This window comes from Oceanobacillus oncorhynchi (assembly GCF_000821065.1).
Classification (GTDB): Bacteria; Bacillota; Bacilli; order Bacillales; family Amphibacillaceae; genus Oceanobacillus; species Oceanobacillus oncorhynchi.
Genome location: NZ_CDGG01000001.1, coordinates 802,480 through 824,509 on the forward strand (window position 1 = coordinate 802,480; position 22,030 = coordinate 824,509).

The window sequence follows — 22,030 nt, forward strand, 5'->3', positions numbered from 1 at the left end:
AAAACGGGGAGGGAATCTTCTATATTTTGACAAGGTAAGGTGGTTAAGCTAAATACTGTATTTCTTTATACTATAATAGGAAGGTGAATATGAATATGAGATGGCTAGAAGCGAGAGAATTATTTCCTAATCAGTTTATATTGGTTTCTATACTGGATTATCATGAAGAAGGAGATAAAAAAATTGTTGATGAAGTAGAACTGATTCAATCAGTTTCAGAGAAGAATGCTAATAAAGAATTCTTTCATGCTAAAGAAGGTACAATGCTGTAGCATACTTCTAATCGAGATTTTATTATTCATTTACGGAGAGATCCTATGGTGAAAGTGGGGAGGGGATATGAAATTATTCTATGACGGTCAACTTATGTTTTAGAAGAAATCGGTGTTATGTATGAAAATGGAGATGCTATTTATGAAGCATATGGGATTGGTAGTACAGTACCTTTTTATACAAAGGCTATGAATCATATTGTTATTGGTAATTTCACAATAAAAAATTTTGAAATAGATGTCGGTATGTTGCCGAACAACCATAATGCTTTACTGGGTTTGGACATATTAAAAAAGCATCGTTTTGTGATTGATTTAAAAAAATTAGAACTTACTCCTGGTATAAAATCAAGTAGTTGATAAATTGGTTATAAAAATTTAATGTTATATGAATCCACCTCTATTTTTAATCCTCTAAATCTACACCTCAGATACTGGATTAATAATTAATATCCCGACTGTATGAACAGCCGGAATGCTGATAAGTAAGCACATCTTTTAAGGTGTATAATGAGATATTATTAAAAAGAATTCTCTGACCTCCTTAGAAAAACTAAAGGATATATTAAAAGTTAAAAAATGAACTTCCCGATATAGTGAAGAACTTATGAAAAAATTTTACTATATCGGAGAGTTTTTAATAGGTTGAACCTTGATAAACATCTATAATATTCTAGCCAGTAACACATTGAAGCGTCTTAATTATAATTCTAATACGCAAAATCCAGATGATTGTGCTTTATAATATCGTGGATATAACCGATTTCACTCGTCGGCAGAGTGATGTTATAAACATTTTCCAATTGAATGAACGCCTTTTTAATACCCCCTATAAATTCTCGATGCTTATGCTCAAAATTATCTAATTCTGCATAAATCTCTATTGGCTGTTGTTTGACGAGTCTTTCTATCAAACAACTGATATGAATGTATAAACTGATTTTGGAAGAATTAGATAATTTAATTTGAAATATTTCCTGTAACAAGCTTAATGCTCTTTCAACATGATTAATGATTTTTTCAGGATTTAATATCGTGATATGATCAAGCACACTTTGCATTGAGAACTGCTTAAGAAGCTTATCGTTAAGTACGGTTATCTCGCTTTCTGTCAATACGGTTCCAAGAATCTCATACCATTTAAATTGATTTTCTCCGTTGATTATGTCTTCAATAGCTACAAAGGGTATTCCTTCTATTTCAGGATCCAATGTTCCTACAATACCCAAAATGTTGTACGAGTCAAATAAAGCGCTTTCTGATTCGTTATGTTCCAAGGTTGAATAATCAAACGCGATAACATCAATATTTTTTATGTTTTTAAATATCCTGTCCAATAACTCTTTAAATTTCATAGCCGTTCCGATACCAGTATCACAGGTAGTAATAATAACATTTTCTTTTTTGTTTGCAGGAGGTTCAATGATTTGATACTTTGGTATCTGTTTCTTCATTTTCGCTAATATTTGCTTGATTGGTTTGTTTTGAAGGATACTTTCTCCTGCTTCAATGACCATGGAGGTCGTCACATTATTGACTAAACCAATCGTTCCTTTAAAGCTATTTTCTAATCGATCAGATAATTGTGTAAGGGAACCCATGTCTACAAAAATAATAATATCATTATGGTTATCGATGGTTTTAAGGAATAATTTCATTTTCTCGATAACATCTGAAACAGAGACTTCTATAGGCATGTCAAACCCTTGAAAGAGATATTTTCCCAATAATCTATTGGCTACATTTGCAATGCTTGAAGCGGTATTCTCCCCGTGGCAGACAATGATTGATTTGATTCCTTTACTATCCGTCAGCTTCTCGAAACTTCTTAAAAACAAAATAATGATATTCAAATCTAGTAAATTAATTGTTAATCCTAATACATTTTCCATTTCTTCTTTAATCAGATTTGCCTGATTGAATTCTCTTGGATAAACATGTTTTAAGCCTTCTAAAAGCTTTCTAAAAACACCTTCTTCATCTGTTAACGCTGAAAATGATTCATTTCGGTAAATAATATACTTCGTTATTTTTGAAATAGTCTGCTGTGAATAGAAGGTATAATCATAAACTTTTAGAACATTGAACAATAATTTTTCGATAGTATTAACTTTCTGTTCAGAGCTTTCTAAAAGAGAAAAAGACTGCAGTTCGTCTAAATATTTTTTTACATCTTCTACTAGAGCCGAAAAAGGTATATCTTGATGATTTTTTACTTTAGTCTGTATATCTTTAAACAAATGATGGATTATGCTTTCTGTTTTTGTAATATGTTTGTCAGCTAATGTAGGTCCATCTTCGTAATCAATCACCATTTCATCTAAAAAGATATGTTTGAATTGATAGTTTAAATAATACTTATTGTCTGCATATAGTTTTATTAAATGCTCAGGCAAATGTCTGATGTTAATGGAAATATTGTCATCAGCCATGGAATTTTCCTGTAAAGCACTGGCACAGGAAAAAATAATAACGTTTTTAAGTTCACCTATATTGCCGGGAGGATCATATTTAAAGAGTGTGTAGATTACATTTTTAGAAATATCCAAGGTTTTGTTTATTCGTTTGCTTTCATCTTTATAAAATTTTTTAATCAATGTCTGTCTGTTTTTTAGAGACATTTGATTAAGAGATGGTAAATCGATAATCACTGGTATTCTTCTTGTAAAAGTAGGTAAAAAAGCTTCGCCAGGGTTCTCTGTGGTAGCAAGAATAACCCTGACATTTGTCTTCTTCTCTATATCATTGCTACCTAAGGGATTATAGACTCCCTTATCCATTAGCAGAAATAACTTTTCCTGACTCTCAAAAGATAATCGATGTGCTTCATCTAAAAATAATACCCCGTTATTCGCGGCTTCTACAATACCCATTTTGTGGTTATCCGCTCCGGTAAAAGCTCCCTTTACATGACCAAATAGTTTCGCAGTAATTAAATCAGGATTATCTGCATATTCAGCACAATTTAAAGTAATGAATTTCCCATTGTTTGAAATAATCTCTTCATTGGAAGCATAATCATAAATCAATTTTGCTAAGTAACTCTTTCCCACACCTGAATTTCCTGTAATCAGAATTGGCAGCCCGCTCGGAGGGTAACTGATTGCTGTCTTGCATTGTTCAATCATATTTTTTGTATCCATGGATTCACCAATAAACTCTTGGAAAGGATCTGAAATATTTTCATTGATAGAAAAATAGCTCTTTAAATCAGAAATACTTTTAAAGACAAATGTATCCACTCTTTTATGATAGAAGTTTTCCAATGTTTTTCTCTCATAGAATAGAACGGGACGCGAATTCACTTTTATTAATTCTTGCCGGTGAAATAAGTCATTTAACAGGCGACTTGCTACACTTCGATTCATTTGAAATGTATCGCTTAACAAAGTTGCCGTAGCCCCTTTTCCCAGCTGCTGCGCTTTCCTATTTATGGATTGTTGACTTAGAAATTGAATTAGTTGATCTATATCCATCTATCTCATCCTTTTAAAATAAATAGTTATTGCAGCGTATCCGTGGCGGAAGATACGCTGCAATGCCCTATTATGATTTGCTCTTCATCAGCTGATGGAAATTTTGGAATTTAGAAACTGCAGGATCAATTCCTTTTTCATTTGCTAATACAGCAGATAGAAGCTGTAGAGGAATAATATATTCAAAGACACTAAATATTGAATCTTCATCTCTGGAAATAATCAAATCTTTCGGAGAAGCATTTGTTTTTTCACTTCCTATCAAATAACAATGGTTTGTAACTTTACTCAGAAATTCTTCCAATGCTAGTAATCTTTCCCGATTCTCGTGTTGGGATGCCAGAAAAATAAAGTTACTATCTTCACTGACGCAATTATACACACCATGCATATACTCTTCCATCTCATACCCGATGACTGGAACCCTTACCGTTTCTAGAAGTTTTAATGCCCCTTCTAATACTGTGGCATAATGGGACCCGTACCCGATAACCATGATTTCGCGGGCGTTTGTCAAATCATCTTTGATGTGATAAACCCATTCTTCTGAAGCATCAACAATTTCATCCAGCTTTTCGAAGGTTTTTTTCATTCTTGCCAAATAGTTATTGTACTTCTCGTCACTTAGTAACTGATTATACTCGCTAAATTCTAATGAGAATAACATTAAGGTGAGGATAGATGCTACATATCCTTTCGTTTTTGCTCCAGCCTTTTCCTGGTCTCCTACTTCAATAGGTAAATAATAATCAGATATATCGGCCAGATTACTATCTTTATATTCTGAAATTCCAACTGTCGGGATATTCATTTTCTGTGCACGTTTTATCCCATTTATCGTAGACAGACTGCTGCCTCCCTGTGAAATACCTAAAACAAGATTGTTTTTGCTGTCCGATATTTTTTCTTGCATAAAGTGGGTGGGATAAGTTGGGTGAACCTCCCAATTAGTTACTTCTTCTATCAGTGGCTTGGCAGCTAACGCCGCATGATAAGAAGTCCCTGAACCGATAATATATACATTTCTCACTTCATTATTTACAGATGGAATCACAGATCCTACAATCTTTTTTCTGTTTTCGAGTAAATGGAGCAGTACTTCCTTTTCTTCCAAAATATATTGATGCATTAAATTAACAGTCATTTTCAATTCCTCCTTTAGAAAATACCTAAAACTGAACTCACAATTCCTATTACAATAATTCCTAACATAATATAGTTTACTTTGACGCTTTTCTTTAATAGATAAAGTATAAATAAGGTTAGACCAAGCGGTATCATTTTTGGCATAATCTCATCCAGTGTATCTTGCAGGTTTACTTCACTGCCTTGCATACTGAAAGAGAGAGGAGTGGATAGGTCAATCAACGTTCCTGTCATTGCTCCTATCACTATCAAACCTAATACCGATGCACTTAAAGATATTTTTTCAAATTGCCCTTTTTCTTGAATCTTGTCTAACAAATCTGTTCCTTTATTAAACCCTACGAAAGTTCCATAGTATCTGGCTAAAAAATGTGGAACATTATATAAAACCAGGAATAAAATTGGACCTAACAAATTTCCGTCACTGGCTAGTGAGATGCCTATACCAGCAGCGATGACTCTAAATGTTCCCCAAAAAAATGAATCGCCTATCCCAGCAAGTGGCCCCATTAATGCAACTTTAATATTATTTATTGTGGTTTTATCAAAATTCTCTTTGTCTTTTGCGTTCTTTTGCTCCATGGCTCCGGATATCCCCATAATAAAGCTGGATACGGCCGGGGTTGTATTGAAAAATGCTAAATGGCGCTGATACGCTTCCGAACGTTCTTTGCTATTAGGATACAATTTAATTAATAACGGAATTAAAGAATAAAGGTAGCCCAAAGCCTGCATCCGTTCGTAGGTAAAGGAGCCCTGAAGTGTAAAAGAGCGCCAGAACACTTTTCTTAAATCTTTTTTAGTAATCTCGCCCGGTTTATTTTGTTCTTCCATTACAAAGAAACCTCCTCTTCATCAGACTTATCTAACTGATAAAGTATTACTGCAACGATGGCTCCGATAATAGCGACCCCGGTGATATCAACGCCAAAGTAAATAGCAATGACAAAACCTAAAAAGAAATAAGGGGAAAGCTTCATACTAAAAGTCATTTGAAGTAACAAAGCAAAACCTAGTGCCGGAAACATCGATGCTGCTACCTCTAATCCATTCGTAATAAAAGCAGGAATGTTATTAACAAAAGCCTCAACTGTTTCTGAGCCCAGCATAATCCCTAAAAAATTTGGTACAAATCCATTTAAAAAGAATAAAGAGATACCCAGCCAATGCATAAGAGTTATTTTTCCTGTATCTCCTTGCTTGGCGTAACGATCGGCACGATGAATGAAAAAAGTATTTACCGTTCGAACCAGAATTCCTAAAGATTGTGCTAAAATAGCAATTGGTACAGCCAGTGCTAAGGCAACTTCTGGACCACTGTCTGTCATAATGGCAAATGCTGTCCCTAATACTCCTCCAGTAGTAACATCCGGGGGAGTGGCTGAACCAATGCCGACAATTCCCATCCAAACTAATTCCAGCGTGGCACCTACGATAATACCTGTTTGCAGATCCCCCAGAATCAGCCCTACCACTGGGCCAAGTACTAATGGACGTTCAATCATGGTCTGTCCAAAAATCCGGCCATCCAGGATTCCAACTGCTCCGACAAGCCCTATCAATATTGCTTCCAGCAGCATTTTCTTCCTCCTTCCAAAGCGTTTTTAAACAAGATTTTTAAATAATTTCTTTGTATCATTAGGTACTTGACGAACCTCTACTTCGATATTTTCTTCAATGGACTTTAAATTTTTAATGTCCTCTCCATCTACTGCTACCGCTCGGGAAATTAATTTTTTTCCTTCTGCCATTCGAATTCCGCCAACATTAATACTTTTAATATTATCCGAGGCATCTACAAGGCTTTTTGCATCTTTAGTAGAATCAATGATGACTAACGCTTTCATTTTTGGGTTGTCCAATTTTGGTAAATCTTTGATAGCGTCTTCAACTGATTTAATATAAAGCTTGGCACTTGGTGGCTTAGCCATTTTTAAAGCCATTTGTTTCGTTTTATCCTGAGCAGCATTATCGTTCGCCACCAAGATGATATTGATGTCATAGTGCTTTGACCAGGCAAAAGCTACCTGCCCATGTAATAACCGATCATCGATTCTTACCAGTTTAATCATCAGAATTCCATCCTTTCCTGTTCCTGCCTTTCGACAACTTCATTAACATAGACAATCCCTTCTTTTCCTTGATAGATGCTTTTGTGAACAAGTTGTTTGAGACTAATATCTTCGTTGTTACTGATTAATTCAATAGCCACTGGGAGATTGGTTCCGGTTAGAACATGAATATTTTCTTTCGTCATCCATTCGGCCATTAAATTAGTAATACTTCCGCCTAAAATATCTGTGAGCACTACATATTCCGTATCAGATTCTTGCTGGGCAACTATGTTTTGCAATTGTTCTTTGATAGATTCTGTGCTCGTATTTGGATTCATTTTGATAGAGTGTATATTTTCTTGCTGTCCCAGTATCATTTCTATGGAATATACAAATGCGTCTGATAAATAGCCGTGTGTTGCGAATATAAAACACCTCATTCGTTCACCTCCTTTACTTTTATCTAGCAAAAAACATGCCAAAATAGTGTGTATTAAAGGTTTTAGTGTTGGTTATGTTCGTTGGATGTTGTAGAATCAATGTTTGAGAAGCTGAAGAATTTTTATATATGGCGGAGCGCAGGCAGATGAAGCAAGATTTGTGCAACACTGGAGAGTGTAGATGTTTTTTGTGCATCTTAATGTATTTCCCCTTCAAAGAGGAAAAACAATGTGTTTAGTTGTAAGCGTTTTAGAATTACTATAAGGATAGTTTCACAAAACATTATTTTAATAAAACACTTTAGGAGGAATTATAGATGAAAAAAATACTATTAGCATGTTCAGCAGGTATGTCAACAAGTCTATTAGTTAAAAAAATGGAGGAAGCAGCAGAAGCTAAAGGTATTGAAGTAACTATCTGGGCTGTTGCACAAGATAAAGCACCAACTGAAATGGAAAAGGCAGATGTTCTTTTGATTGGCCCGCAAATGAGATTCATGAAGAAGAAGTATACTCCTGTGGCAGAAGAAGTTGGAATTCCATTAGATGTTATTGATCCAATGACATATGGACGTGTAGATGGGGAAGCTGTTTTAAATCAAGCATTAGAATTGATTGAAAAATAACCGTCAAAGGAGGAGTAATAAATGAATAAGTTTATGGAGTTTTTGGAAAATATTCTGTTGCCGATTGCGGATAAATTAAACAACAATAGATATTTAACAGCTTTACGTGATGGGTTCATGGTTGCGTTACCATTTATTATTTTCGGTTCCATTTTCGTTGTTTTGGCAAATCTGCCATTCTTAGATAGGTTAATTGGAGAAGAAGCGTTTGCAACTTACCAAAATGCATTAGCGCCAGCATCAGAATCAACGTTAAGCCTCATGGGATTATTTGTTATCGTAGGTATTGGTTATAAGTTAACGCAGCGATACGGTTTGGAAGCTATTTATGGTGGTACAGTTGCCATCGCATCTTTCTTAATATTAACACCACAAGTTCTTGAAGGAGTGGCTGGTGCTATCCCGGCTGTAAGCTTAGGTGCGGAAGGCATGTTTTTGGGAATTGTTACCGCATTCGTTTCCGCTGAGTTATATAGATTTTTCACTCAAAAAAATTGGACAATTAAAATGCCGGCTGGAGTACCAGATCAGGTTTCTAAATCATTTAGTGCATTGATTCCGGTTGCTTTGACATTATCCATCTTTTTAGTTCTCAGAATTGTATTCAGCTTTACTCCATTCGATACGATACAGAATTTTATTTATACGCTTATTCAAGAGCCACTGACTGCACTGGGCAGCGGTTTACCAGCAACAATTATTGCTGTTCTTTTAATTCAAGTATTTTGGTTCTTTGGATTGCACGGTCAGATTATTATAAACTCTGTATTTGACCCAATCTGGTACGCTTTAAATAATGAAAATCTACAAGCATTCCAAGCTGGTCAAGAAATACCAAACGTTGTAACCAAACAGTTTATTGATACCTTCTTAGTTGGTATGGGCGGAACTGGTATGACGTTAGCAGTTATCATTTTAATCTTAATAATAGGTCGAAGCAGGCAGATGAAAGAACTTGGCAAACTAGGTGCACCAGCAAGTATATTTAATGTAAATGAACCAATCATTTTTGGATTACCAATTGTTATGAATCCATTATCTCTCATTCCTTGGATTCTTGCACCAGTAGTTGTAACGATTATTACGTATTTTGCAATGTCAACTGGAATCGTACCAAAACCTGCAGGAATTATTGTGCCTTGGACTACACCGCCGCTGCTTAGTGGGTTCTTAGCGACAGGAAATGCGTGGCAGGGGGCAGTACTGCAAGCATTTAACTTAGTAGTCGTAATGATAATCTGGTGGCCTTTCCTTAAGATTATTGATAAAAGCTATTATGAAAATGAGAAGAAAAGTAGCAATTAAAAATAAAGCACCATTGTCTATTTATTAAAATATGGATTAAAGCAATCTTTTGGGAGATAAAGGATACACAGCGAATTATGAGCCGAAGGGATTGTCGCTACAAGAATATAAATTATTAATCTAACAAGAAAACGGTCCTACCGGTAAAAACGGGACCGATCCTATTTATCACGGAGAACCGCCCGTAAAACTCCCGTCTCAAAATAAAAAGAGGGAATAAATTTATTTAGGTGGAGATAACGGGCGCTAACTCCCTGAATCACTCAACTAATCATTCAGTGGGAGAAAAGCAAAAACTCCCACTGAAGGAAGTTTCGTTTTATAAAATATAGGATTTCAGCTATTGAAAAGAGGGGAAAGTGCATGAAAAATATTACAGAAATTGCATTTCAAATTATTTTATATGCAGGAAATGGTCGCTCTAGTGCAATGGAAGCCATTCAAGAAGCGAAAGAAGGAAACTTTGAAGAAGCAGAAAGTAAATTAATTGAAGCGGGTGAGGAACTAAATAAAGCACATGAATTTCAAACAAACCTGCTTCAAGGAGAAGCTAATGGAAAAAGTACTGAAATCAATATTATTTTAATCCACTCACAAGATCATTTAATGAATGCTATGACTGTTCGTGATTTAGCAACAGAGATCATTGAATTATATCATCATAAAAATTAGGAGGTATATCATGACTATACAATACAAGTTCCCGGAAGGATTTTGGTGGGGAAGTGCAGCATCAGCAACACAGACGGAAGGTGCTGCAAATAAAGATGGAAAAGGAAAAAACATCTGGGATTATTGGTTTGAAACAGAACCCAATCGTTTTTATGAAGGGGTAGGACCAGAAACCACCTCAGACTTTTACCACCGTTATAAAGAAGATATCCAATTAATGAAGGAAATTGGGCATAATACATTTCGTCTGTCTATTTCTTGGTCTCGTCTAATCCCAGGTGGACGTGGGGAAGTAAACCAGGAAGCTGTGAAATTTTATAATCATGTCATTGATGAATTAATTGCTAATGGTATTGAACCTTTTGTGAATTTATACCACTTTGATATGCCATATGAGTTACAAGAAGAAGGAGGGTGGGAAAGCAGATCAGTTGTTGATGCATATACAACGTATGCCCGTGAAGCATTCCGGTTGTTCGGTGATCGTGTTTCTAAATGGTTTACATTCAATGAACCTATTGTACCAGTAGAAGGCGGTTATCTTTATGATTTCCATTATCCTAATATAATAGATGGAAGGCGTGCAGTACAGGTTGCTTATCATACGATGATTGCTCATGCTCAAGCAGTTGAGGCTTTCCGTGCTTTAGGAATGAGAGATGGCAAAATAGGTATCATTTTAAATCTGACTCCATCTTACCCACGGAGTCAACATCCTGCTGACATAAAAGCATCACGTATTGCAGACTTATTTTTTAACCGTAGTTTTTTAGATCCGGCTGTGTTGGGAGAATATCCTGAGGAATTAATTGAAATATTAAAGGAGTATGGTCAATTACCCATCACTGAAAATGGTGATAAGGAACTTGTCAAAGCTAACACTGTTGATATTCTAGGTGTTAACTATTATCAACCACGCCGTGTGAAAGCGAAAGAACATTTACCAAATCCATATAGTCCTTTTATGCCAGACTGGTTCTTCGATAACTATGAAATGCCGGGTAGAAAAATGAACCAATACCGTGGATGGGAAATCTACGAAAAAGGAATTTATGATATTATGATTAACTTAAAGGAGAACTATGGAAACATTGAATCCTTTGTCTCTGAAAATGGAATGGGAGTTCAAGATGAAGCACGATTCTTGGAAAATGGAGAAATTCAGGATGATTATCGTATTGAATTTATTCAGGGACACTTAAAATGGCTGCATAAATCAATTCAAGAGGGATGTAATGCTAAGGGATATCATTTATGGACCTTTATGGATAACTGGTCGTGGATGAATGGTTATAAAAACCGTTATGGTTTCTTCTCCGTTGATTTAGAAACTAAAAAACGTACACCGAAGAAAAGTGCACATTGGATTAAAGAGGTTTCCGAAAATAATGGTTTTTAGTAAGAGAACTCTATTAAAAAACGACGCAGCGGTCCGCTTTCTTTAGATTGTTTGTAAGTGTCCACTTTGAAATGTTTTCTGTGGATTTAAATACGGAATCAAGAATGCTTTTTCTCAGATAATTGTTTGGCATTTATAATTGAGATTGTGAAAACTTTAAAGTTTGCTATGTGGTTCTAAAAAACAATATAGGTAAAGGTTCTGGTTCTATGTTTGAGTCAGGACCTTTATTGTTAAAATAATTTATATAGAAGAAATAAATATATTTACACACCCGAAAGTAAGGTGAAGTAAAAAGATGTTAGAAAATAGGATGAAAATGATATTACGAGAATTAATGGCAGCAGAAGCTCCTGTGGCAGGGAGATATCTTGCTGCCGTAAATCATGTCACAGTCAGAACAACAAGGGAAGATATGAAAGCCCTCTCTAGCTTGTTAAAAGAGCATGGTGGAACGATTGAATCGTTAAAAGGGAAGGGTTATCAGCTGAAGGTTATCGATGAACAATACTTTCGTAACTTTTTAAAAGAAATATCAAGTCATGATCAAACCGTCGGCGAGTATGTTCCGCGGACACCTGAGGAACGAATAAAATATATTATCATTCGTCTCTTACTTAATCAAGATTATATTAAGTTAGACGATCTAGCAGAAGAAATGTATATTAGCAGGTCTACCATTCAAAATGATTTAAAGCATGTGAGAGTAATACTGTCTGCATATGAAATTGACTTAGATGTACGTCCGAATTATGGTTTGAAGGTGAAAGGGGATGAAATGAAGATTCGTTTTTGTATGTCTGAATATATATTTGACCGAAAGGAAGAAATGGGTGAACAATTGGGAGATTTACATTTAACAAGCTTTGATCAAAGGTTGTTAAATGTATTTTTGCAAATAATTATGAATCAAATTAATTTTCATCAAATCACTCTTTCAGACATTGCATTGAATAATTTGCTAGTGCATATTGTTATTGCCTATAAACGAACTAAAAGTGGACATTATGTAAAACTATATAATATGGACGTACAGGATATTTTGAAACAGAAGGAATATAAAGTAGCTCAGGAGATTGTTAAGGAAATAGAGGAAAAGTTAGAGATTACATTTCCTCAAGCTGAGGTAGCTTATATTACACTTCATTTGCTCGGGACAAAAATGCTTTCTCAAGCAAATAACGCGGTAGAAGAAGTGATTGATGAGAATATTCTCTGTTATGTTTCTAGAGCGCTGGATAAAATAGATCAAGAATTTAATTTGGGAATAAAAGACGATAAAGAATTGATTTTTGGGTTAAGCCTTCATTTAAAACCAGCAGTAAATCGATATAAGTACGGTATGAATATCCGCAATCCGATGTTGGAAGAGATAAAAAAGAATTATCCGCTGGCATTTGAAGCAGCTATTTCAGCTGGGCTGACAATTAGCGAAGAAATGGGAGCAGAAATAGATGAGAATGAAGTCGGCTATATTGCACTTCATATAGGGGCGGCGATAGAAAGAAGAAAGCTGATGTCAGGACCAAAGCGTTGTTTAATTGTTTGTGCTTCGGGCTTTGGTACAGCTCAATTAATTTATTATAAATTGAAAAATCAATTTGGTAAAGAACTGGATGTTGTTGGCACGACGGAGTATTATAAATTACGTAATTATAATTTAAATAATATTGATTTTATTGTTAGTTCTATTCCGATTTCTGGTGAAATTTCGGTGCCGGTAATTCAGGTAAATGCTATTCTAGGGGAAAATGATTTAATTAAAATTGGACAATTTGTAGAGGAGAAAAGCCAATCTATAAATACCTATTTTAATGAAAATTTAATGTTTCTTCGAAAAGAGTATCAAACAATGGATGAAGTTTTAAGCTTTCTTAACAATGAATTGATTAAGAAGGGCCTCGTAGACGATACATTTATAGAAGCAGTTTATGAAAGAGAAGAGGTTGCCCCTACCTCATACGGCAATTTAGTAGCTATACCACATCCAATAACTCCGAAAACGGAGAAAACTTTTTTAACTATATGTACGTTAGAAAAACCGATTAAATGGAAAGATAAACCAGTACAATTTATTTGCCTTTTATGTGTCAAAAAATATTCTCAGGAAGACCTGCAGGGAATGTATGAAATGCTTGGAGAGATAATTGATAATAGTACGTTGGTTAAGAGATTGATAAAAGCCAGAAATTATAAAGAGTTTGTTGAAAATTTGAAGTAATGGGATGTTTTAATGTATCTCATTATAAACTAACATTGATAAGATTAAAGAAAAAAGATTGTAGAGAGGAAATATAAGAAGAATGCTTTTGTATAGGTAAGTAATAATCAGTCAAACAACCCGTCTGTATACACAGGCAGGTTGTTTGGTATCTAAGTTGTCAGAACATTATTACTTCCGGACTACAGGAATCCACATTTCACCAAATACCTTACCGTCGCGCTGTCCCATCTCAACAGAGGTATTTGGTCCGCCGACATACGCAACATCCTGTGCTGCCGGCAGAGCCTCGCCAAAAGCCATACCAGTAAGTGTCTCATGCAGGACTTCAGCTGTTTCCGCTTCTCCTTTGACAACAACATATTCCCCTTGAGGAAATTGAATCACCCTTGTCGCATCAGGTAAAGTCTCTTTTGTCAGCACACCGACATAATGCATCATCTTGTTATTCACTGCTTCATTCACAATAAAAACAGACTCATTTTCAGCAACGGTTTTTAACTTATCAAGCGTTCCATCCTCATTTACTGTATTCCAGAAATCCGCTTTTTCCTGATTGATGCCCATATAATCTGTATAATCACTCTTTAGATCTGTACCAAAGCCTAACACAACAAAGCTGTCTTTTTCTTCTAACGTATAATTAGCCATATTCAAAACCATCCTTTTTTTAAAATTGTATCAAATGCGTTGTATTTTCATTTGATAAGTTTATACTAACCTTAAATCATGTCAAAAAATGATACTGTTTAGGGGGATATCATGAAAAAAGTGGAGCGGATCAATACCATCATGCGCTATATCAACAATCGTTCACGTTTTACTATATCAGAAATCATGCATGAATTTACTATTTCTCGTTCGACTGCTATTCGAGATATCAAAGAAATTGAAGCGATGGGAATGCCGCTTGTTGCTGAAGTTGGAAGGGACGGAGGTTATTTTGTTATGAATAACTCTGTCTTGCCAACCGTTCGTTTTACGGATAATGAGATAAAAGCGCTTTTTCTTGCGTTTATGGCTACCAGAAATCAGCAGCTTCCCTATTTGAAAAGCCGCCAGTCCCTGGCTGAAAAACTACTTGGCCTTATCTCTGAAAATCAACAGGATGATCTGGTGCTTTTAAATCAAATTCTCCTATTTGAAGGGACCAATCCAAATAATCCTGATCTGCTTGATTTGTCTGATTTGCCTCACCCGATGTTGGAGCAGCTTATCCATCACATCCTTATGGATAGCTATTTGTGGATTACTGTACAGGAAGGGGAGGAGTGTAAATCCTATCCGATTTATCTTCTGCATCTTTACCGGGAGAAAAGCTACTGGTTGATGGAAGGCTTCCATTTGGAAGAGCAAAAGACACAGATTATTCCTGTGGATCAGCTTACGGATATTCGCACCTATCCTGTTAAGCATAGGATGAGCAGGAAAAAGATTTTGGAAAAGCAGCGCACCCAGAAAGAAGAGAGTAATCTCGTGCTTGAACTGGGACCAAAGGCGATTGCTCAATTTAAAAAGTATCATCCGCTGACTGTTTCTATTTCTTATACTAATCCTTACCAGACTCGGGCGCGTTTAAACACGTTTGTTGATGTGAGAAAAGAGGAGGAAATTAGTGAGATAGTGAATTGGCTGCTTTTTCTTGGGGAGGATGTAGAGATTAGGGGAATTCCGAGAGAGGTTTTGGAGGGAGTGTGGAGCAGGATGAGAAATTGGTAATTATGACCTGGTTAGATGATGAAGATATATCAAACTGCTTGTTCTCACTTCTCATCTGGTGAAGTCGTGCGTATGCATAGCTTGCATCATCACAAGCTATGCTATGTATTATTATTTCCTATCTTTTAACATCGCTTCTGCTTTGGAATAAATATCCTCTTTAGACCTTGGTCTGGTGTTGATTCGTCTTCCGACAGCCCAATAAAAAATAAGCTTTGACTCTTCGTCTATTTCAAAAATAATTCGCATGTCGCCAGTGCCGTTTCTTGGTAATTGTGAATGAAATGTCATCGTACGGAATCCTTTATCATGAAGAATTCCGTACTTGCAATTTCTTGAATTACTATAAGGATCTTTATTTAAAATGCTAAGTTCATGCTCAAATAATGCAAAAAAATTGGAGAACTCTGCGTCAGACATATGCTTTGTTGCATCATCCAAAATATCAAAAAAATGAGGGTGGAATTTAGATTCATAATTTTTTTTGCTCATTTAATCACTCGTTCCTTTTCTCCATTCTCTATATTCTTTTGCTGACATTCCTGCAGGCATTTCCATAAACTCATTTTTGGGTGTTTCGAAATATGTTTCACTGAGCTGATTTACTATGCCTGCTTCATCTAGTAATTGCTCTAATTGTTCTACATAATCTCTTAACGCTTCAAATTCTTCCATTCCCATCATAGTTATAGCCATTTCATCTTTTATAATAAGAGCTAACAATTGATTGTCATTAATCATCTCCTGCAACCTTTTTTGAGAAATTTCTCTTAATTGGCTAGCTGGAATTGTATTTTTACGAGTGAAAGGTCTATCTAAAATTTTTCCCACAATTGACCTCCCCTTTCCATTATTTCTTATCATTTCTTACCTCCATTGTACAAAAAAATGTGCAAAATAACAAACAAAAAAATGTTCGTATTTTTATGTATTATATTCAAATATGTGAAAAAGATACCTTTGAATTGAGAATTATTTCAGCTTACCTAATTATTTATGTGTATATGAACTGATGTGCCATAATAAGGTTGTTGCAGCCATAGCAATAAAAACAAGCATTATCTACGGCATCTCCAATAAAGAGTCCAATCCCCATCCAATTATAAAAATCTGTTTACCAAAAAAAAGAAATGGGAATGACTATTTAAAAGAAAGAAGGACTTCAGGAAAGTCTGTACGTTATATTTCTTTTTTAATAAGGAATTTTATAGGAAGAGTGAAAATTTATTTGAAAATGTTGTCATAAATCTTGTGGAATCACATTGTTTCAGCTTTTTATCCAATAGAGGAGGTTTCTATAATGAAAAAAGAACTGACGCAAGAACAGTTCAGCTATTCAGGCAGAAACGTTTTATCTGGTTTTTTATTTGGGCTTGGGATGGTTGCTTTTATTGACGAAGCTATTTTTCACCAATTGCTTCACTGGCATCATTTTTATGATCGTTCGACTACAGAAATTGGTCTTATTTCCGATGGACTCTTTCACGCATTTAGCTGGTTTGCGACTGTTGGAGCGCTTTTTATGCTGGTTGATTTAAGGCGGCGGGGAGCTTGGTGGAAAAAGCGGTGGTTAGGCGGTATGACACTGGGAGCAGGGTTATTTAACTTATACGATGGAATTATTCAGCATAAACTGATGCAACTGCACCAGATTCGTTATGGCGTTGATCTGCTTCCCTATGATTTAATATGGAATATTCTTGCTGGAATAATGGTAATCGCCGGGGGAATCGTCGTTTACCAAACGCAAAAACAGCTAAAGCTGCACAAGGGTGAGCTGAGATGATGGAGCATCAGCATGAAAATATGGCGCATACTACTCACTCGATGGATTCTATCACACAAATTCTATTAAGCGCCCCTTTTATCATTGGCCTATTGCTTTACATTACTGCAGTTATTTTTTCAAAAAGACAGAACAAGGCATGGCCTATATACCGCACAGTTTTATGGACTGCAGGAAGTGTGTTGTGTTTTATCACCGTTGTAAATCCGTTAGCTTCTATCGCGCATCAGAATTTTACCATGCATATGTTTGGCCACTTGCTTTTAGGCATGCTCGGTCCGTTATTCATGGTACTGGCTGCACCAATGACACTGCTTCTGCGAACACTGCCGACACGTTATGCTAAAAAAGTAACTGCTGTGCTAAGAAGTCCGATTTTCCATTTCCTTTCCAATCCCGTTGTTCCTGCAGTATTAAATATAGGCGGGCTTTGGCTGCTTTATACGACGGGTTTGTACAGCATGATGGAAACAATCATGTGGGTTCATGTGCTTGTCCACCTGCATGTTTTTCTAGCTGGATACTTTTTTGCGGCTACACTGTTATATATCGACCCAATCCCATATCGATACAGTTATATCTATCGTTCTTTGGTATTGATACTTGCTTTAGCAGGACATAAGATTCTTTCCAAAGTCATTTATGCTTATCCTCCAGAAGGGGTACCCAGAGCGGAGGCTGAAGCTGGGGGCATGTTGATGTATTATGGTGGGGACGCTGTTGATATCGTAATTATTATTATTTTGTGCTATCAATGGTATCAGTCAAAAAGAACAAGAGAAGTTCGTTATCCTGTGACGGGGTAAGGGAGAATGTTTTTCTGTCGATACTGGCTGCTACAGGTGTAATGAATGGAAATGGCAGGGTCTATGTATTATTTTCCTATATATTGAATGTGACCGAAAAGTTATCTGGTTTATTCAATATATAGGTTTTTTTTGTTTAGAGGATTTTAAAATCAAAATTGGTTATTAATGGAAATTTTGACAAACTAATGTGTTAGATAAAGAGCTTTACATCAACATGATAAACATAATTATTTATCATAAAATTATTTATTGGTACACTACGAAGAAGAAAAATTTTATTAGTATGTAATGCAGGAATGTCTACAAGTGTTTTTGTGGAAGCAATGAAAAAAAGCATAAGTAAATACATAATGCCCCCCTCGAAAAGCTGGTATGGAAATTGTCATATAAAATTATCTATTCTATACTGATTAATAAAAATTGTTATCACTTAAGGAGAATGAATAAAATGAATAGCCGCCTGCAACAAATTATCCAGCAGTTACTGACAACGGATGAATTACAAACTAGCGCTGAGCTTGCTGCTGTTCTTCAAGTTAGTTCGAAGACGATTCAGACTGACATGAAGGAATTAAGTAAATCATTAAATAATGATACGGCATCAATTGAATCACATCGTGGAAAAGGGTATCGGATAAATATTACCGATGAAGATAAATTTAAGCATTTTCTAAAACAAACAACTGAAAAAGATAACCAGGTTATCCCGACGGAACCTGAAGACCGCATCCAGTTTTTAATGGAAAAACTGTTATTGCAATCCGCCTATATTAAAATGGATGACCTTGCTGAAGAGATGTTTATTAGCCGCTCGACATTGCAAAGTGATTTAAATAGTATTCGTCAAGTATTGGAAAATTATCATTTGTCTTTAGACCAAAAACCGGGTTATGGAATTAAAGTATATGGGGATGAAATGAAAATACGTTTTTGTATTTCTGAGTATATTTTCAATCAAAAGACAAATTTGGTTGATCAGGCCTCCGATTGGATAGAGATATTACCAAAAGACGAAATGGAGTGGATCCGAGATAGTATCCTATCTAAATTGAGGAAATACAGAACGGTTATCACTGATGTCAGTTTACATAATTTAATCACACATATCGCCATAGCTTGTAAGCGGATTCGCGAAAAAGAAGTCGTTGAGATGTATCAAGAAGAATTGGGTAAAATCACTAATAAAAAAGAATATACAATTGCAAAAGAGATTGTGTTAGAGATAGAACAAAAACTAAATGTATCTTTTTCCGTGAATGAAACAGCTTATTTAGCTATTCATTTACAAGGAACGAAGAAGACACATTCCGATTCGGAAATAGAAGAAATAAAAACGATACTGGATGAGGATATCCAACAGCTAACCAAAATTATTCTAGAACGAATAGATAATGCTTATTCATTCAATCTTTCTCAAGATGAAGAATTATTATTGGGATTAAGTTTACATTTAAAACCAGCAATAAATCGGTATAAGTATCAAATGAATTTAAGAAATCCATTACTGGAGGAAATTAAAAATAAATATCCTTTTTCTTACGAAGCGGCTTTAACTATCGGCACAGATGTGATTAAACAAAATATGAATATAACTATTGATGAAAATGAAATAGGATATATCGCACTCCATCTTGAGGCAGCATTAGAGAGACAGGAAAAGAGCGAAAAGAATAAAAAACGCTGTTTAATTGTCTGTGCTTCTGGTTTAGGAACAGCGCAATTACTTTTATTAAAATTGAAAGATAGATTTCATGATGATTTAAATATCTTAGGTACAACAGAGTATTATAATTTGAAAAATCAAACGCTGCATAATATAGATTTTATTATCAGTACTATTCCTATTCCTGAAAAATTATCTGTTCCAGTTATTCAAGTAAGCACATTGCTAGGGCAACAGGATGTAAGGAAAATAGAAAAATTAGTACACAATGATTTTGAGATGATAGAAAGATATATGAGGGAAGCCTTTACGTACTTAAAAATGGATTTTTCCTCCAAAGAAGAAGTTATTACGTTTTTAGGAAATAAGCTGTTGGAAGCTGAAATGGTAAATACAAATTTTATCCATTCTGTTTTAGAACGTGAGGAATATTCTCCTACCAGCTTTGGTAACTTGGTAGCCATTCCGCATCCGATGAACCCGCAAACGGATGAAACCTTTTGGTCTGTTGTTACCTTAAAAGATTCTATTCAGTGGGGAGGAAAGCCTGTTCAATTTATCTGTCTGCTCAATATCAGTACACACAATAAGATGGATGACTTAAAGCCAATGTATGATGTATTAGTGAAGTTATTGGATAATCGGTTGATAGTGCAAAAATTATTGCAGTGCGAAACATATGCTGAAATGAAAAAAGTACTGACGAAGGTATAAAAGGAGAGAATCTGCAGAACGATTATGCAGATCCTCTCCTTTTGTTTGATAGATTTTAACTTATTTCCGTTGCCAACCGAAAAACGTCCTCTACAGATGAAAACGTTTTTATTTTAAGATGAAGACATAGAAAGTTGATAGTAAATAAAGTATTAAAACTTGAATAAAGGTTAGTTGCAAGGTTGTTGTATGTAACTTTTTAAGCACAGCAATGAAAGCGATTTAATCAAGATAATAGGAAGGAGCGGATTACAGATGTCTAAACTACCTGATGGATTCCTATGGGGTGGAGCGGTTGCCGCACATCAATTGGAAGGTGCTTGGAAAGAAGGAGGAAAAGGAATAAGCGTTGCTGACGTTATGACGAAAGGTGCTCATGGTGTTCCTCGTGAAATTACTGATGGAGTAATTGAGGGTGAAAATTATCCCAATCATGAAGCAATCGATTTTTATCATCGATATAAAGAAGATATTCAATTATTTGCCGAAATGGGTTTTAAGTGCTTTCGAACTTCTATAGCCTGGTCACGAATTTTTCCGGATGGGGATGAGACAGAGCCAAACGAAGAAGGATTAAAGTTTTACGATAATTTATTTGATGAGTGTTTGAAGTATGGAATTGAACCAGTTATTACACTGTCTCACTTTGAAATGCCTTATCACTTAGTTACGGAATATGGCGGGTTTAGAAACCGTAAACTCATTGATTTTTTCGAGAAATTTGCTCGAGTATGCTTTGAACGATATAAGGATAAAGTGACCTATTGGATGACGTTTAATGAAATCAATAATCAGGCAAATTTCCATGATGATTTTGCCCCATTCACTAATTCTGGTATCAAATATGAAGAAGGAGAAAATCGTGAAAAAATCATGTATCAAGCTGCTCATTACGAGCTTGTAGCGAGTGCAAGAGCAGTAACGATTGGTCAGGAAATTAATCCGGATTTCCAGATTGGATGTATGATTGCGATGTGCCCAATTTATCCGTCAACTTCTCATCCTAAGGATATTTTAAAGGCGCAAAAAGCAATGCAAAAACGCTATTACTTTACAGATATTCATGTTCACGGGGAATACCCAGGACATATGACGAGGTATTTTGAACGAAAGAAATTTAATTTAGATATAACTGAAGAAGATTTAGAGGTCTTAAGGAAAGGTACAGTTGATTATATTGGTTTAAGTTATTATATGTCATTTGCGATTAGCCATAATGAGTCAGATGAAACATATGATTACAACGAATCTAAGGATCTTGTAAGAAATGAATATATTGAAACATCTGATTGGGGTTGGGCTATTGATCCAGAAGGACTGCGTTATGCGTTGAATTGGTTCACTGATATGTATCATTTGCCTTTATTCATTGTAGAAAATGGGCTGGGAGCTGTGGATGAGTTCGACGATGATGGCAGAATCCGAGATGATTATCGCATTAACTATCTCCGTACTCACATAGAGCAGATGATAAAAGCAGTAGATGAAGATGGTGTTGACCTGATGGGTTACACACCATGGGGATGCATTGATTTAGTATCTGCAAGTACAGGAGAAATGAAAAAAAGATATGGCTTTATTTATGTTGATAAAGATAATGACGATAACGGGACGCTAGAACGTCACCGGAAAGATTCTTTTTACTGGTTTAAAGAAGTCATCGCCTCAAATGGTGAGAATTTGCAGTAATAGATTAGTTTAAGTGAAAAAGTAAAATTCATGGAGGAA

General features: G+C 35.4%; 22 protein-coding genes. 13 read left to right on the forward strand and 9 right to left on the reverse strand.

Annotation, left to right across the window (positions count from 1 at the left end):
* Positions 1–89 precede the first annotated feature (89 nt).
* Positions 90–272 (forward strand): P-loop NTPase family protein, encoded by a 183-nt coding sequence (locus BN997_RS03635; RefSeq protein ID WP_139089001.1) that lies wholly within the window; start codon positions 90–92, stop codon positions 270–272.
* Between the two features lie 117 nt (positions 273–389).
* Positions 390–632: a pepsin/retropepsin-like aspartic protease family protein gene (locus BN997_RS03640; protein ID WP_052484893.1), complete on the forward strand. Its 243-nt coding sequence runs from the start codon at positions 390–392 to the stop codon at positions 630–632.
* Positions 633–982: 350 nt separating this feature from the next.
* Here the strand turns inward: BN997_RS03640 and BN997_RS03645 are convergent, their stop codons facing one another.
* The 6 genes from BN997_RS03645 to BN997_RS03670 form a co-directional block, all read right to left on the reverse strand.
* Positions 983–3,748, reverse strand: a complete 2,766-nt coding sequence (locus BN997_RS03645) for a sigma 54-interacting transcriptional regulator (protein WP_052484894.1) — start codon at positions 3,746–3,748, stop codon at positions 983–985.
* Positions 3,749–3,818: 70 nt separating this feature from the next.
* Positions 3,819–4,892 carry an SIS domain-containing protein gene (locus BN997_RS03650; RefSeq protein WP_042529749.1) on the reverse strand — a complete coding sequence of 358 codons (1,074 nt, stop codon included), beginning with the start codon at positions 4,890–4,892 and terminating at the stop codon, positions 3,819–3,821.
* 14 nt (positions 4,893–4,906) lie between these two features.
* Entirely contained in the window at positions 4,907–5,728 is an 822-nt protein-coding gene (locus tag BN997_RS03655) for a PTS system mannose/fructose/sorbose family transporter subunit IID (protein ID WP_042529751.1), read from the reverse strand.
* Positions 5,728–6,474: a PTS mannose/fructose/sorbose/N-acetylgalactosamine transporter subunit IIC gene (locus BN997_RS03660; protein WP_042529753.1), complete on the reverse strand. Its 747-nt coding sequence runs from the start codon at positions 6,472–6,474 to the stop codon at positions 5,728–5,730. The genes BN997_RS03655 and BN997_RS03660 overlap by 1 nt, the downstream gene beginning before the upstream one ends.
* Before the next feature lie 24 nt (positions 6,475–6,498).
* A complete protein-coding gene (locus BN997_RS03665; protein WP_042529755.1) occupies positions 6,499–6,966 on the reverse strand; it encodes a PTS sugar transporter subunit IIB in 468 nt (155 codons plus the stop codon).
* On the reverse strand, positions 6,966–7,388 hold the full coding sequence (locus BN997_RS03670) for a PTS sugar transporter subunit IIA (RefSeq protein ID WP_042529756.1): 423 nt from the start codon (positions 7,386–7,388) through the stop codon (positions 6,966–6,968). The genes BN997_RS03665 and BN997_RS03670 overlap by 1 nt, the downstream gene beginning before the upstream one ends.
* Positions 7,389–7,705: 317 nt before the next feature.
* On the opposite strand from BN997_RS03670, the gene BN997_RS03675 reads away from it, so the two are divergent.
* From BN997_RS03675 to BN997_RS03695, 5 genes are all read left to right on the forward strand, one after another.
* Positions 7,706–8,014, forward strand: a complete 309-nt coding sequence (locus BN997_RS03675) for a PTS sugar transporter subunit IIB (RefSeq protein WP_042529758.1) — start codon at positions 7,706–7,708, stop codon at positions 8,012–8,014.
* A gap of 21 nt (positions 8,015–8,035) precedes the next feature.
* On the forward strand, positions 8,036–9,319 hold the full coding sequence (gene celB, locus BN997_RS03680; protein ID WP_042529760.1) for a PTS cellobiose transporter subunit IIC: 1,284 nt from the start codon (positions 8,036–8,038) through the stop codon (positions 9,317–9,319).
* Between the two features lie 363 nt (positions 9,320–9,682).
* Positions 9,683–9,991, forward strand: coding sequence for a PTS sugar transporter subunit IIA (locus BN997_RS03685; RefSeq protein WP_042529762.1), 309 nt, complete (start codon positions 9,683–9,685; stop codon positions 9,989–9,991).
* 10 nt (positions 9,992–10,001) lie between these two features.
* Positions 10,002–11,390, forward strand: coding sequence for a glycoside hydrolase family 1 protein (locus tag BN997_RS03690; RefSeq protein ID WP_042529765.1), 1,389 nt, complete (start codon positions 10,002–10,004; stop codon positions 11,388–11,390).
* A gap of 298 nt (positions 11,391–11,688) precedes the next feature.
* The gene (locus BN997_RS03695) at positions 11,689–13,611 is read left to right on the forward strand and encodes a BglG family transcription antiterminator (protein ID WP_042529767.1); all 1,923 of its coding nucleotides are present in this window, start codon (positions 11,689–11,691) and stop codon (positions 13,609–13,611) included.
* 171 nt (positions 13,612–13,782) lie between these two features.
* Here the strand turns inward: BN997_RS03695 and BN997_RS03700 are convergent, their stop codons facing one another.
* The gene (locus BN997_RS03700; protein WP_042529769.1) at positions 13,783–14,262 is read right to left on the reverse strand and encodes a GyrI-like domain-containing protein; all 480 of its coding nucleotides are present in this window, start codon (positions 14,260–14,262) and stop codon (positions 13,783–13,785) included.
* Between the two features lie 111 nt (positions 14,263–14,373).
* Between BN997_RS03700 and BN997_RS03705 the strand changes: the two genes are divergently transcribed.
* On the forward strand, positions 14,374–15,330 hold the full coding sequence (locus tag BN997_RS03705; RefSeq protein ID WP_042529771.1) for a helix-turn-helix transcriptional regulator: 957 nt from the start codon (positions 14,374–14,376) through the stop codon (positions 15,328–15,330).
* Positions 15,331–15,441: 111 nt separating this feature from the next.
* Here the strand turns inward: BN997_RS03705 and BN997_RS03710 are convergent, their stop codons facing one another.
* Together BN997_RS03710 and BN997_RS03715 are read right to left on the reverse strand one after the other, a co-directional pair.
* Positions 15,442–15,822: a type II toxin-antitoxin system RelE family toxin gene (locus BN997_RS03710; RefSeq protein WP_042529773.1), complete on the reverse strand. Its 381-nt coding sequence runs from the start codon at positions 15,820–15,822 to the stop codon at positions 15,442–15,444.
* Positions 15,823–16,161: a hypothetical protein gene (locus tag BN997_RS03715; protein ID WP_139089003.1), complete on the reverse strand. Its 339-nt coding sequence runs from the start codon at positions 16,159–16,161 to the stop codon at positions 15,823–15,825. It abuts the gene before it with no gap.
* A 469-nt stretch (positions 16,162–16,630) separates the two neighbouring features.
* On the opposite strand from BN997_RS03715, the gene BN997_RS03720 reads away from it, so the two are divergent.
* From BN997_RS03720 to BN997_RS03735, 5 genes are all read left to right on the forward strand, one after another.
* Positions 16,631–17,116, forward strand: coding sequence for a DUF2243 domain-containing protein (locus tag BN997_RS03720; protein ID WP_042529777.1), 486 nt, complete (start codon positions 16,631–16,633; stop codon positions 17,114–17,116).
* Positions 17,113–17,922 carry a cytochrome c oxidase assembly protein gene (locus tag BN997_RS03725; protein ID WP_244882330.1) on the forward strand — a complete coding sequence of 270 codons (810 nt, stop codon included), beginning with the start codon at positions 17,113–17,115 and terminating at the stop codon, positions 17,920–17,922. Before BN997_RS03720 ends, BN997_RS03725 begins: the two co-directional genes overlap by 4 nt.
* A 275-nt stretch (positions 17,923–18,197) precedes the next feature.
* The gene (locus BN997_RS23810) at positions 18,198–18,335 is read left to right on the forward strand and encodes a PTS sugar transporter subunit IIB (protein WP_354005224.1); all 138 of its coding nucleotides are present in this window, start codon (positions 18,198–18,200) and stop codon (positions 18,333–18,335) included.
* A 38-nt stretch (positions 18,336–18,373) separates the two neighbouring features.
* Positions 18,374–20,302 carry a BglG family transcription antiterminator gene (locus tag BN997_RS03730; protein WP_042529779.1) on the forward strand — a complete coding sequence of 643 codons (1,929 nt, stop codon included), beginning with the start codon at positions 18,374–18,376 and terminating at the stop codon, positions 20,300–20,302.
* Between the two features lie 255 nt (positions 20,303–20,557).
* Positions 20,558–21,991 (forward strand): 6-phospho-beta-glucosidase, encoded by a 1,434-nt coding sequence (locus BN997_RS03735; protein WP_042529781.1) that lies wholly within the window; start codon positions 20,558–20,560, stop codon positions 21,989–21,991.
* The last annotated feature ends 39 nt before the right edge of the window (positions 21,992–22,030 follow it).